This window comes from Microscilla marina ATCC 23134 (assembly GCF_000169175.1).
GTDB classification, from domain to species: domain Bacteria; phylum Bacteroidota; class Bacteroidia; order Cytophagales; family Microscillaceae; genus Microscilla; species Microscilla marina.
This window is the reverse complement of record NZ_AAWS01000002.1, coordinates 158,406-172,452: the sequence shown is the minus strand read 5'-3', so window position 1 is coordinate 172,452 and position 14,047 is coordinate 158,406. Positions and strand designations below refer to the sequence as shown.

Annotated in this window: 10 protein-coding genes; 2 read left to right on the top strand and 8 right to left on the bottom strand. The window is 44.6% G+C overall.

Annotation, left to right across the window (positions count from 1 at the left end; all coding sequences use genetic code 11):
- Positions 1-130 precede the first annotated feature (130 nt).
- Positions 131-2,866, top strand: coding sequence for an ATP-binding protein (locus M23134_RS37395; protein ID WP_232296761.1), 2,736 nt, complete (start codon positions 131-133; stop codon positions 2,864-2,866).
- A 206-nt stretch (positions 2,867-3,072) separates the two neighbouring features.
- Here the strand turns inward: M23134_RS37395 and M23134_RS01980 are convergent, their stop codons facing one another.
- The 3 genes from M23134_RS01980 to M23134_RS01970 all read right to left on the bottom strand — a co-directional run bounded on the left by M23134_RS01980 (position 3,073) and on the right by M23134_RS01970 (position 6,704).
- The gene (locus M23134_RS01980) at positions 3,073-4,194 is read right to left on the bottom strand and encodes a YheC/YheD family protein (protein WP_002693370.1); all 1,122 of its coding nucleotides are present in this window, start codon (positions 4,192-4,194) and stop codon (positions 3,073-3,075) included.
- Positions 4,195-4,464: 270 nt separating this feature from the next.
- Entirely contained in the window at positions 4,465-5,184 is a 720-nt protein-coding gene (locus M23134_RS01975; protein ID WP_045112830.1) for a ceramidase domain-containing protein, read from the bottom strand.
- 74 nt (positions 5,185-5,258) lie between these two features.
- Entirely contained in the window at positions 5,259-6,704 is a 1,446-nt protein-coding gene (locus tag M23134_RS01970) for an aminotransferase-like domain-containing protein (protein ID WP_002693366.1), read from the bottom strand.
- Positions 6,705-6,826: 122 nt separating this feature from the next.
- Here M23134_RS01970 and M23134_RS01965 point away from each other — a divergent pair, with 122 nt between their 5' ends.
- A complete protein-coding gene (locus M23134_RS01965; RefSeq protein WP_002693364.1) occupies positions 6,827-8,263 on the top strand; it encodes a pyridoxal phosphate-dependent decarboxylase family protein in 1,437 nt (478 codons plus the stop codon).
- Positions 8,264-9,308: 1,045 nt separating this feature from the next.
- Here M23134_RS01965 and M23134_RS01960 read toward each other — a convergent pair.
- From M23134_RS01960 to M23134_RS42000, 5 genes are all read right to left on the bottom strand, one after another.
- On the bottom strand, positions 9,309-9,593 hold the full coding sequence (locus M23134_RS01960) for an acylphosphatase (protein ID WP_002693362.1): 285 nt from the start codon (positions 9,591-9,593) through the stop codon (positions 9,309-9,311).
- A gap of 474 nt (positions 9,594-10,067) precedes the next feature.
- Positions 10,068-10,976 (bottom strand): carbon-nitrogen hydrolase family protein, encoded by a 909-nt coding sequence (locus tag M23134_RS01955; protein ID WP_002693358.1) that lies wholly within the window; start codon positions 10,974-10,976, stop codon positions 10,068-10,070.
- A 339-nt stretch (positions 10,977-11,315) separates the two neighbouring features.
- Positions 11,316-12,164, bottom strand: a complete 849-nt coding sequence (locus M23134_RS01950; protein WP_002693357.1) for a transketolase — start codon at positions 12,162-12,164, stop codon at positions 11,316-11,318.
- Positions 12,165-12,223: 59 nt separating this feature from the next.
- The gene (gene bcp, locus M23134_RS01945) at positions 12,224-12,676 is read right to left on the bottom strand and encodes a thioredoxin-dependent thiol peroxidase (protein WP_002693355.1); all 453 of its coding nucleotides are present in this window, start codon (positions 12,674-12,676) and stop codon (positions 12,224-12,226) included.
- A gap of 977 nt (positions 12,677-13,653) precedes the next feature.
- Positions 13,654-14,040, bottom strand: coding sequence for an IS110 family transposase (locus M23134_RS42000; RefSeq protein WP_002693351.1), 387 nt, complete (start codon positions 14,038-14,040; stop codon positions 13,654-13,656).
- Positions 14,041-14,047 lie beyond the last annotated feature (7 nt).

Here is a 14,047-nt window from a genome sequence, read left to right as displayed (position 1 = left end):
GACTGCAGGCATTGCAAAATACAAAGAAAGCCAAAAGCAGCAAAACATCTACCATAAAAACCAACACCTACAAACTTTTTTAGTAGTTTTACAGCTCATTGGAAAACGTTATCACCACAATAAAACCACCATGGAGTTAGAACACATTCCAGAAGATAATAAGCCCGAAAAGAGCCACGACACTGAGTTTAAGTTACAAAAAAGCCAGGCTTCTTTAGACGCGTCTAAGGACATGCTACCACTCGACCGAGTAAAAGAACTCAACCGAGTAGTGGCTTTGCGCCGATCGGTGCCCAAAAACAAAGACCTGGACGGTGTGCACAGCGAGCTCAACTGGTGGCTAAAAATTATTTGGTACCGTTATCAAGACCCTGCCGGAGAGCTCGACTTTGAAGATTTTCTAGGCTTACCCGACTTTAATGACGTTCCTATTGATTTTCCACCTATAGAAACTGACAGCCAATATGGGCAATGGTTACATAAACACCAAGCAAGCGAAGCGTACAACATTCGTTTATTGCTTGCCACCACGATGGCACTGAGCCTCAACGACTCCTTATTTTTTGCCCTCCAGGAACTCACCAAGCCCAGGGTGATCTCGTCCATGGTAGGCGGAAAAGTAGAAGAAAAAGGCAGGCGTTTTTTACCCTCTATCCAAACCGTATTGTACTTGTTGGCGGGTGCCGACTTAAGCAACCAAGCCAAATACCAATTATATTTTCGTTCCAGGGCCGACCTGTTGCACAAACTGGGAATAGAGCTTACTTCTCCCAACAGTCGTTATTCTCAATCGGACAGTAACGACGAATGGAAAAACCTCCTCATCTCGCTCAACCCCAACATCTGGCAATACTTTTTGGGCGGCAATATGCCCTTGCCCGAAGAAAACAAAGACTTGCCCATTACCAAGCTCGACACCCCGCTTACTTTTGACGATTTGGTGCTCAACGACGAAACCAAAAACGCCTTGACTCCTTTGCTCAATTACGCCCGCAATGGCAAAGACTTTTTCAACGATGCCGAAGCGAGCGGTCATTTCAAGAGCGGCTACATTAGCTTGTTGCAAGGCCCTCCGGGCACGGGTAAAACCCTCATTGCCACCGTGATTGGCAAAGAGGTGGGCTTGGTTACCTATCAGCTGGAGCTGGCGCAGGTGGTGTCTAAATACATTGGCGAAACTTCTAAAAACATCAACAAGGTGTTTGAAGAGCTCACCCGCGCCATTGACCACCTCAAGGGCGAGCCCAGTATTTTGTTTATCGATGAAGCCGATGCCCTCATTGGCAAACGCTCTGAGGTAAACGACAGCAAAGACCGTTACGCCAACTTTGACGTGAGCAACTTGTTGCAAAAAATTGAGAGTTTTCCGGGGCTCATTATCCTGGCGTCTAACTTTCAGCAAAACCTCGACTCGGCGATTCAACGCCGGATTGGGGCTACCATATTGGTGCCGCCCCCCGAAGCCGACGAGCGTACCCAACTGTGGAAAAACTACCGCCCCGCCAACCTGGAGTACCCCACCGATAATTTTGCCCGCATTCTGGGCGAAAAGTTTAGGCTGACCGGGGCGCAAATCAACAATATAATGAAACAGGTGGCGCTGGCGGTGTATGGCACCAAGGTAAAGGTGCTCGATTACGACTTGCACATGGAGCCCGCCATCAAGAGCGAGTTGATCAAGTTTGATGAGGTGTATGTGCGCCCCCGCGACCTGATGAACGAGGCACAGGTAGACGAAGAGGAGTACTTGCAGCAGTTGCTCTGGGAACGCGCCCTGCCTCCCAAGTGGCAGTATAACCCGCTGTATATGCCCCGTATTTTGAGCCAGGCGGTGGTGCTCACCGAAGAAGACATCAAGGCGTTGGTAAAGAAGGTCAAGCGCCGCTGGGAAGGAGGTCCTTACCACGACATTCCCTTTAAGGAAGGCATAGAGGTAGTGTTGCGCGATTTATGCGCGGTAAAAAACCTGAACTGGAACGAGATTCAGGCAAAGATTTATCAATTGCTGGAAGAAGAGAAAGCAAAAAGCAACAAGGAAGAGGAGCAAAAAAGCAGCCGCACGGTGCAGTTGGTAGACCTGAGCAAGCTCAAGGACATGGGCAAAAAGAAGGAGGAGAAGGAAGCCGCCGAGAAAGAAGAGGCACCCCAAAAGAAGTTACCCAAGAAGAAGTTAACTAAAGAAGAGCAGGCAGCCCAGGAAAAATTGCGCAAAGCTGCCGAAGAAAAGGCAAAAAAAGCTGCAGCAAAAGAAGAGGAAGAGAGAAAGCTCAAAAAAATATTATCGCCCTCCGAGGCCGAAAAATTTTGGGCAACGCCTTTGCCCCAGGGTTTTGCCTTTGCCCGCAAAGATATGGTGAAAAACATGGCGCAGATTTATACCTTGAGCAAGTGGTACATTATACAAATTGTAGAAAAGGCGGCCGAATTAGCGAAAGCGGATGAGTCGCATGAAACCAAGGCAAACGGCGATATAGAGATCAGGGCAAGCCACCTACAGGGGGCCATGGATGTGGTGGCGGCTGAGCTAGGCAAGGCAAAGGGCGAAAAGCTGGACCGGGATCATTTTCTGCGCCAGGACTTGAAAGAACAACGCCAAAAAGAGAAAGCAAAAGAGGCTAAACGCCGCGATGTGGTGCCCGGCTGGAAGACTGCCCCGCGTTATTGGGCAAATGCGGTTCCGGAGGGGTACGCTTACTCCCGCCGCGACTTGTCGAGCAATCTTGCCAAGTTCTACCCCAATGTTTCGGTAGGATCAATGGAAGATATTCTCAAGCAAGCCACTGAGTTTATTGGCAAAGACCAACCCCCGCTCATTGCCTACTCTGAACATATTCTGAAGGCGATTGAAAAGTATGGGCTGCAGTAGGTTTTAGCCGTTAGCTATTAGCTTTTGGCTCTTGCGGTGGCGGACGCACATTTTTTTGGGGGGGTAAGCAAAGCTTTTTTGGACAAAAAACACACCCACCCTCTGTTCTACTGCCTGCTTTTGGTTCTTGCGGTGGTGCGCATTTTCCAGGCAACACTTTCGCATATTTGCAAATTAGCCAGTGGCAATTCTCTCCACCAACCCGCTTATTGTTGTTTGAAAAAATGCATGAACTTACCCGTAGACGCCCGCCTGATGCGTCTAAACTCGGCTTGTTGGGCGGGGTGGTGGTCAGAGGCATTGGCGATCATGGTAAATAGCCAGCGGGCAGGGCGGGCATTGATTTCCAATAGTTGTATTTGCTGGTCTTGGGTAAGCAAAAGGTCAAAACCCAACTCGACAAAATCGCCGTATTGCTGGTGCAACAAGTGGGCGGCGTGCAAACACAATTCGGTCATTTTTTCACGCAAGTGCGCCAAATCCTGCGCATACACACGCTGGAAGTAGCGCACCAGGTCATCAAAAGACATGGCAGTGGCGCCCAGGCTCAGGTTAGACATAAACCCTCCCCTGGCCCCTACCCTTACGCCCATGCCACCCAGGTGATACTGGGCATTGCCATAATTTTGAATCAGCACCCGTACATCAAAGCTTCCCCCGTTGACCCGTGCCGTATGCGCGCGGGGCTGCACTATAAACGTTTGGTGGGCAAGGTGTTGCACCAAAAAGGCGTGCAACTCAGACACTTGGGTAAAAACGTGTCCCTTGTTGCCCCACTCTATAGAAAAACCTGGCGCCGCCCGGTGCAAAATGTAAATGTCTCTGCCTTGCCCCCCTGTATTTGCCTTTATATAAAACACCTTCTTCATGGGGTATTTGTCCAAAAAAGCGGCCAACGCTTCTTCTTGGTTAGGCGCAAGCTGCAAGGTATCAATGGTAGGCAATTGCTGTTGTTTCAAAAACTCAAATACCTGGTATTTGTCACGGGCAAAATCAGACAATGCCTGGGGGTTTTGAATGTTGCCTCCAGCCGCCATTACCTGTGCCTTGAGCGCCCTTACCCGGGCTAAGTCTTGCGGGGTTCTTGCCCAAAACCGATCGTAGATATAACGTGGCAAAGGGTGTACGCAGGGTTGCCACTTGCCCTGGGCGGGAGCATAGGTATACCCCGGTATGGTTGCCTGGTGTGGGCTCCAGTCTAGAGGGCTAAAGAAAAAAACCGGAGGTAAGCTCCGGTCGCCGAGCGGCATGTCTTCAAAAAAATATGTTTGTTTGCCAAAAGGTGGTTTATCTTCCAGCCTTCTGGCAATTACTCCTATAGTTTCCATTCAGTAGTGGTTACATTGATCGGTACGCTGTATTGAGCATCAACTTAAATTTTCAAGTAAAGGTATCAAGGAACAGGGTGCACCTAGTAGAGGTTATGCCAACATCCCGCTTGCAGTGTACCGATATGCATCGGTATCTAAGGACTTGCCCCTTCTAGCTAAGAAATCTCATAACTAACTGAAAATAAGAATATTATAATTTTTCACCTACTTATAAAACAAGGTGCACCTAGAACCTTGCACCTAGTCCCTAGTACTCTAGCTTCTAAACTAAGCATACGCTTCCATAGGGCGGGTGTCTACATAACGCAAGTGGATTAAAAAACGCCCCAATGGAAATACTGCCGCTGCGCTTAAAATGTGCCACAAAAAATGAGTGCCTTGCGGCAAGACATGGGCAAACGGGTTGGTGGGGTATTCGTAGCTATCCAATACCCGAAACAACAGCGCCAGATTGAGCAATACAATGGCCAATGCCACCATTTTCCATTTTCGCCAACGGCTTCGGGCAAGAATAAATACCACCGGGGTAAGTACAATCATCCCCGTAATGAAATAGGTAATATTGGTAGCGGCTTCGGGCTTGCCATTGATATAAAATATGTACGCCATCAATGCATTGATGCCATAACAACCCAGCACGATCAACACCCCCGAAAACCAGGAATTGGTGGTTTTGGTCCAAAAATAACTACTGAGTAAAATAATCATCAATAATGGAGGAATGCCATCGAGCAAGGCCAAGGCAAGGTTGGGCTCAAACGCATGAAACAAGGTAGAACCCAGCCCATTGAGAAATAGCAAAGGCAAAATGGCAGTCATTACAGGGTATTGCCTGTAGTGAGGTTTGAGTTTCCAGGTCCAATAAATGACCGGAACAAAAAACACCAGCGAAGACACGGCGTTCCAGGGTTGGGTAATAATGTACTCTGCATGATACTCGTGGTAAGGCGGTTTTATCACTTGCAGAAGTATAACACTCAAGTTCATTGGCTATTAAAATTGCTTTTTTTGAATAATCCGGCAAAATTGCCTATTTTTTCTGAAAAAATAACATCCTATCCCTAAGATATGTTCAAATTATTAGCGAGCTTACCTAGTTTTTTTAACGACTCCTCTATCTTTTGATCAAAAGGAGTAGCAAAACTCAGACGAATAAAGTTCTTATATTGTTTGCCTAGCGAAAATAATTGCCCCGGAACTATTCCTATATGATGCGCTTTGGCACTTAGATAAAGTTTATAAGTGTTTGTATTGGGGGCAAAGCCTATCCAAAAAACATAACCTCCCTGTGGAGGTGCAAAATAGGTTTCCGCAGGAAAATAAGCGTCTATACACTGCTCATACTTTAACATATTAAGGTAGAGTGTTTGCCTCAGTTTTTTGAGGTGATAACTGAAACGTCCTTTTTGCAAAAAATGACTCAATGTATACTGAACCAACGAACTGGTGGCAATAGAATGAATGCGTTTTTGTCGGGCAACCTGTTGCATAAAACGTCCTGGCAGACAATACCCTAGTCTATACCCTGGCGATAGCATTTTAGAGAAAGAAGAGCAATAAATTACCCAACCTTCAGTGTCATAGCGCTTGATGGTAGTGGGGCGTTGCTTGCCAAAGTATACTTCCCCATATACATCGTCCTCTATTACGGGTATTTGGTGGCTTGCCGCCAATTGAGCCAACCACTGCTTTTGTTCGTTGGGCAAGCTATAAGCTGTAGGGTTATGAAAGTTAGAAGTAAACAAACATGCCTTTACCTTATGTGCTTTCAACAGTGTTGTTATATGCTTCATGTCGAGCCCTGTTTCAGGGTGTATTGCCACTGGTGCTACCTTCAGTCCCAGGTTTTGAATCAATTGTTGGATACCAAAGTAAGTCAAGGTTTCAGTAATGATCAAGTCACCAGGGCGGGTCAGCGCCTGAAGGCACAAGCTTATGGCTTCCAAACAACCCGCTGTTACTAATACCTCGTGAGGACTACCCCGAAATCCCCAATGTGCCCCATGCAACAAAATTTGCTCTCTGAGGCAGGCTAACCCATGCACCGGCGCATAGTTAAGGCATTCATCCGAATATTTTCGCATTACTTCTCTCACCGACTTTTGTAATTTTTGCCCTGGCAACATTTGCAGCGCAGGAGTAGCAGGGGCAAATGAGGTAACTCCTGACAACTGATTGAACTGCTCTATGTCATCTATAATATCGGATACTGAGGGGTTGAGTGGCGGCAGTTTTTGGGGCGAGGGCAATATTTCCTGGTAACGCTGCATTCGTTGCACAGCACGTGATTGGCGCACATAGTAACCAGACTTGGGGCGTGCTTCTATTAAGCCCATAGTTTCGAGCCTATAGTAGGCATTAAACACTGTAGAGGGGCTTACCTGTTGTTGTTGGCACAATACACGCACAGAAGGGAGTTTGTGCCCAACGGGCAAGGTACCACTCACTATTTGTTGCTCAATGCTTTGGGCAATCTGCAAATACAGAAATTCCTGAGTTGATTTCATTGTCTTTATTTCGTATAAAAACTGATATGGTCAAAATTACAAAAAACTACCTCTGTTTTGTCTGTAATCCTCCCCTTAATTTTGTGTAATTATTTTTTTCAATCATTTTTACAAATCAATATATGTATACATTACTTGCACAAGATCAAGCAAACTTTAGGCAATTGCTAGATCAAGCCCATACACACAACCAGGATTTTATTGCCCATATAGATCAAATTGCTCCTTTTATTCCAGTAGAAAACCTTCCTTACCAACCTTTAGAAACTCAGGGAGTGGGTGCTCAGCATACGCTTACCGAGTTTACACAACGTTTTGGACACTATGTACAAGCATCGGGCAATGGGCGTTTTTTTGGCTTTGTGCTTGGAGGCAGCACTCCGGCAGCACTCATGGGCGATCTGCTCACCAGTACTTTTGACCAGAGCAATTCTAACATTCAGGATTTGGTAGAGCAAGAGGCGATAAATAACCTACGCGAATTGTTTATGATTCCGACAACTTTTGAAGGCAACTTTGTAACAGGCGCTACCATGGCAAATTTTTCGGGGCTTGCCACTGCTCGACAATGGGTGGGCAAACAAAAGGGTAAAGCCGTTGACCAAACCGGGCTGGGTGAGCTGGGCAATATAAAAATACTGGGGGCAGTTCCTCACTCTAGCATATTCAAGTCACTCTCTATGCTGGGAATAGGCAAGCAAAACGTAATTAAAGTACCCACTTTGCCCCAACGCGAAGCCATTGATGTAGCTTTGCTGGAAACTACCCTGGCAAAACTTAGCCAACAATACCCTGGTGAAGCTTTTATAGTAGTGGCAAGTGCTGGCACTGTAAACACTGGCGATTTTGACGACCTGGTGGCTATAGGTGCGCTCAAGAATAAATATTCATTTTGGTTGCACATAGATGCGGCCTTTGGGGGATTTGTGGCTTGTTCGCCCCAATACGCCCACTATTGGCAGGGCATTGCCCACGCTGACTCTATTACCATAGATGCTCATAAATGGCTCAATGTACCTTATGACGCTGCCGTAATTTTTACCCAACACCAGGCACTACAACACGAAGTTTTTTTAAATAAAGCTGCCTACCTCGCCCCTCAGGAAGATCACTATGAGTTTATAAATCTTACTCCTGAAAACAGCCGTCGTTGGCGAGGGTTACCAGTATGGTTTACCCTCAAAGCATACGGCAAGGAAGGCTATAGAGAAATTATGGAGAGAAACTGTCAACTGGCCCAACAACTAGGGCAGTACATAACCCAGGACAATCGCTTTGAACTATTGGCAGTCACAAGGTTAAACATTGTTTGTTTTACACTGCGCCTACCCAACCATCAAGTTGTTAACAAAGAGCTTATCCAATTATTTTTACACAAGCTTGCCACCAGTCAGGAGGTATTTATGTCACCTACTTTTTATAAAGGCTCATTTGCTATTCGGGCAGCATTTGCCAACTGGCGTACCCAACAAAAAGACCTGGAACGTACCTGGCAACTATTACAAAAAACATATGAAGACCTTCTTAAGGCTTCCCTAGAGCAGCCAACAAATATATAAGACATTTTGAAACCGTACACTTTTTTATAGCAGATAAGTCTTGATTTTTTTGATAGTTTTACCGCATAAAAATAGCTGCTAATCTGCTGAGTTGTAGAATAAAACCTGGTTTCGTTTCCCTCAGGCATCCGTTCATTTCCCCGAATCAAGTTCGGGATCATGGATTTTCTTTAGCTAAAAAAACGAACCAAAACCGATGGCTACAGCTTGCTGTGCCGAGCTCTGCCAAAGGCTAAAAAGCCACCGCTTTTGCCTGGCTAAAATTTGTTTCATTACGCCGAACCGCAGGGCGAAGCCCAAGTTTTAAAATCCCGAACTTGATTCGGGGCTCTGCCTTTTCGGCTAAACAGCTCAAACATTCCCTCGTTCCTCGGTCAGTGATCTGTTTAGCTTACGCAGAGCTCGGCGCAGCAAAGCTGCAGCCTCGGTTTTACGGCTTCATTGCTCAAACCGATAGCTACAGCTTCGCTGTGCTGAGCTCACCGAAGGTAATTTCTTAACGCCCACAAACTAAGGCGGAAAGTAAAGACGCTGTTTTTCAAGCACTTTTGAGACTGATAAAATTAAACTCTACACAAGGATTAGTAGTGAAAAATTAGTGTACGGTTTTGAAATAAGGCATAAAAAAACCTGTGGGGTAGCAATCCCACAGGTTGGCTAAAAACAGTAACTATTTAGTATAGCAGCCTGATTCTGAAATAATCTTATATGTCTTTTATTTCGATAGTCCATAGCCCTAACAAGGCTCTAGGGACTAGGTGCAAGGTACACCCTCTAAGCAACTACACTTTTATATCACGTTGATTTTCAGTAACTTACAAAAAGCGTAGTTAAAAGCTGATTCGAGTAAATGTTCACCTTATTAAATACTGTAAAATTTAGTACCTCAATACATTAACCGCCAAAATTTATCCCAAATAACCGAGGCTACAGTTCTACTGTGCCGAGTTTCTAAATCCTCCGAGAACAAGCATCGGAGTTGTAAACTGAACTTGATTCGGGGCTCTGCTTCAGCTAATAGCGCATTTACTTAATGTTTAAGGTATTAGTGTGTTTGAATATTAAAGTCGGTAAAATCAGTCACTGGTACTTGTATAATGTCCATATGGTCTACTTTTGACAATTGCGGACCTTTATGACATTCCAACAAAAATTTTTCTACAGTTACCTGAGGTGCTTCGGCCTCCATATATACTGTGCCATCGTGTTCGTTTTTCACAAACCCTTTTACTCCCAGCTTGTCAGCAATGTTTTTGGCAAAGGCTCGGTATCCTACTCCTTGCACCTTCCCAATTACAGATATTTTGTAATGTTTTTTATTGGTGTGCATTTTAAATAAAAAATATTGTTTTTACTGAGTTTATCCTGTTTTTTTACTCTACCCTACTATTTTTCGCCCTGATTTGTGTCTTCACAACCGAGTTTACGAGTCCTTAGATACCGATGAATGTCGGTGCTCAGCAAAGCTAAATCACCCCACCCATAAGCCTAAGAACGACTTATTTTAGGGTTCCGATCGCCCCCGAATGGCGGGATTTATCAATTGGTGAAGACACACAACCGAGGCGAGGACGGCACTTTTAAAAAACTGAAGCTACAGTTTTACTGTGCTGAGCTCAACGAAGTTAAAAGCTGGGTAGAGTACTGTTTTTTATAAAAACTCAAGATAACTTCATTTATTAACCTTCGAATATATTAAATAATTGCTAAAATATTTTACAAAAAAACAAAAACACGGCATATTAATTCAATGCTCCCATTTTTGCAACTATTGTTTTCAAATTTAATACATTTATCTTAAAAATCAGTTTGAAATGTTAAAATTTAACATGTCTGGGCGGCTATAATGCCCCACCGGGTCAAAATCGAGCTTACTTTTGATAATATCGTCTAAGTCAAGCGTAGCCAATAGTACCTCCTCACGGTCAAAAACAGGTCCTGCCAACACCTTGCCCAACGGCGACAACACCACACTGCCTCCTCTGCTCATTACTTCGGGTTGGGAGGTCATTTCGGGAAGTTCTCTGAGGTGTGGAGGGTACATACTTTTGGTCACAAACTGGTTGCACCCCACCACAAAACAGCGCCCCTCAAGGGCAATGTGCTGCATGGTAGCCTGCCACGATTCGCGGGCGTCAGCGGTAGGTGCCAGGTACAGATGAATGCCTTGCTGATAAAGAGCCATTCGCGCCAACGGCATGTAGTTTTCCCAGCAAATCAAGCCTCCTATATTGCCATAAGGTGTGGGGTAAGTTTGCAAGGTGGTAGCATCGCCTTCGCCCCAAATAATACGCTCGGCAGCTGTAGGCTTCAGTTTGCGATGTTTGCCCAGTAGGTGGCCTTCTGGCGAAAAGTAAAGCAACGAACAATACAACGAACCGTTAACGGTGTCTTGCTCAGTAATACCCATTACCAGGTAAACAGCGTATTCTTTGGCCCATTTTGCCAATAAGTTGGTGGCTTTGCCGGGTACTTTTACCGAGTTTTTCCAATAAAGCTGCCATACCTCTCTGCCCGCATCGGTACGACTGCCCACTACAGTGCCAAAGCTGAGTCCACGCGGATAGGCAGGTAAAAACGACTCTGGAAACACCACCATTTTTGCTCCTTGTGCGGTGGCCTTTTTTAATAAATCATAGGTTTTGTCAAGGCTTTGCTCCAGGTCAAACAAAACAGGGGCAGCTTGTATCACTGCTATATCAAGGGTAGACATAAGTAAATGGTTTTATTGCTGGGGTTAGCTAAAGAAAAAAAACGACAAGCCTTTGTTCTATGACTTGTCGTTGATATAATAAAAAGCTATTCGGCTAGAAAGCCTGTCTTGTAAAGATCAGAGGCTTCTTTTTATCTATAAGTTTCAAGTGCCTTAAAGGAACACTTAAAACAGCGTGGGGTTCATAAACCAAATAAGCATACTATGAATTTGTTAGTTACCTATGGAACAGGGCGCAACTTGAAGCACCGATATGTATCGGTATCTAAGGACTTGTCGCTTAAAGCACCGATATTCATCGGCATCTAGGGACTTGCCCCTGTGAGTGCTATCGCCTAATTAGTAGTCTCCTAAAGTTTCTTCTAACTGCCCCAAAGCATTGGCAAGTTCATCGTCGTTGGGCGCTACTCCGTGCCACTTGTGGGTACCCATCATAAAATCAACCCCTGCCCCCATTTCGGTCTGCATCAAAATCATCAAAGGCTTGTCGCGCTTGGTTAAACCACGGGCGTGTACCAACGTTTTGATTACCTCGTCCATTTGGTTGCCTTTCATGTGCAATACCTGCCAGCCAAAAGCTTTCCACTTGTTTTCGAGGCTGATCAACGACATTACATCTTCTACAGGACCATCTATTTGTTGCCCATTTACATCAATGACTCCAATCAAATTGTCTACCTTATGGTGGGCAGCATACATGGCCGCTTCCCATACTTGTCCTTCTTGCTGTTCGCCGTCTCCCATGAGCACATACACCAAGTGGTCGTCACCATTGAGTTTTTTAGCCTGAGCTGCCCCGGTTGCTACCGATAACCCCTGCCCTAACGAGCCCGAAGCTACTCTGATACCAGGCAGGCCCTCTTCGGTAGCCGGGTGCCCTTGTACCCTTGAGTTGATCTTACGAAAAGTGGCAAGCTCGCTTGTTTCAAAAAATCCGGCTCTAGCCAATGTACTATACCAAACCGGAGAAATGTGTCCGTTAGATAAAAAGAACAGGTCTTCGTTTTCTCCAGACATTTTAAAGGGGGTTTCGTAACGCAATACTTTGAAATACAACGCCACAAACAGGTCGGTACAACCCAATGAGCCTCCCGGATGACCAGAGTTAACCGCATGCACCATTCTTACAATATCGCGGCGTACTTGTGAAGCTACTTTTTCCAGCTCTTTAATTTCTGTATTCTCCATAATTTTGCATTTAAGCGCAAGCTCTCAGGAAGTTGACAGACAACTTGCTACTTGATAGTCTATTTTGTTATAATTTGGTTGGTATGTTCCGCAGTTTTCACTTTCGTGATAATATCGGTAATGATGCCCTCTTCGTCTATCACAAAAGTAGTGCGCACCGTACCCATATAAGTTTTACCATACATTTTTTTCTCTTTCCACACCCCATATAACTGGTTTACTGAGGTATCGGTATCGGCAATGAGGGTAAAAGGCAGTTCAAACTTATCAATAAATTTTTGGTGTGACTTTTCATCGTCTTTGCTTACCCCCAACACTTCGTAGCCTTCTTTCTGGATCAGCTCATAGTTGTCGCGCAAGTCGCAAGCCTGGGCGGTGCAACCCTTGGTGTTGTCTTTGGGATAAAAATATAAAATAACTTTCTTGCCTTTATAATCTTCTAGTTTTACCGTATTTCCTTGTTGGTCTTTGCTCTCAAACAATGGAGCCTTATCTCCTACTTTTAGTTCCATGGTGTACTTTAAGTAATTAGTGATCTTTCATAAATAATTTGAGCCATTAAAGTGTATCTATTGCCCTCATTCTTCTCAAAAAAAAAGCCTCATAGCTTTGGCTATGCACCGTTTTTTTTGAATCGTCTGAGAACAATATATTTTCTTGAATTGGCACATCTTAGTTTTTCCAGATCACTTACGAATGATTAAATGACGAATGCATAAAGCCTTGTCTATTGTGGGGGCTTTATGTAGTCTTAATTACGAATAACGAATGAGTATAAATCATACTCCCATTAGCTCGCTAACTCTTCTATGATTCGGCAAAAATACAGGTATTTTTTGAAAATGGTAATGTTTTGAAAAAAGCTGTGAGAATTGTATTGGGGTTGGGTAATTAATCGGGGAGTTGATCGCCGAGGCGATGCCTTAAAATATCTTTGACTCTGACTGATGATTACGATCAAATGTTTTGGCAGGAAAGTTATTGCCACAGGGCTTCAATGGGCTTTATTGCCACCATTGACACCCAACTTACCCACAAAGGTGCCGTCTTTTTTGTCAGTGGGTGATGCATCGATAAAGGCTCTTTTGAAACGGGGAATATCCCAAAATGAGCGCTTGGCTTCGGCAGCCGTAGCCTCTGGTGCCTGGCTGTCGTTTTGTTAGGCAAAGCTACCATTGGCTAGTACAAGAAGTACTAAGGAACATGTTCAAAATAAGTGTCGAGATTGAGGGCATAAACTCAAGGCTGACTGAGGCACTTTTAGCCTTTGGCAGAGCTCAGCGCAGCAAAGCTGCAGCTATCGGTTTGCGGGCAAGGCAACATCCGTGGGATGTTGAGCCAGACCGTGGGACGGTGCTACGGACAATAAAAGCTCATAGATACTATCTTAAAAAACAAATAATTTAATATAAATATTTTAAGATTTTGAATATATACCAACAACTGGTTATATTTGCATTAACCCAAAAGGAGCTGCTTTAGCAGTTACCTAGTGTAGGAGGGCATTTTGCTCTTCTACAGTTTTGTTATTAATGCTGTAATCAAAGTCCTCATCTTTTTTCCATAATGTGTACATCATACACAAGAGCTTCCGTTGTACTGCAGTGTAGCCTTTCATTTTCTCTTTAGTTCTCTCAAAAACCCGGTTGTACAAATTCAGAAAAACACCCTCAACATTTATAGCGTTAAATGCTGGCATACATAAAATACGCCTTATGTGAGCATTTCCCTGTTTTGAAATCTTTGTTTTTCCTTTGCGGGTGCCCGATTCGTTTTCCACAATATCGTACCCGGCATAACTGGTAAGCTGCTTTTCACTTGTAAATAGCTCAAAACCATTAGTTTCGGCGACACTACTGCTGCGGTAAGCAGCCACCCCATGA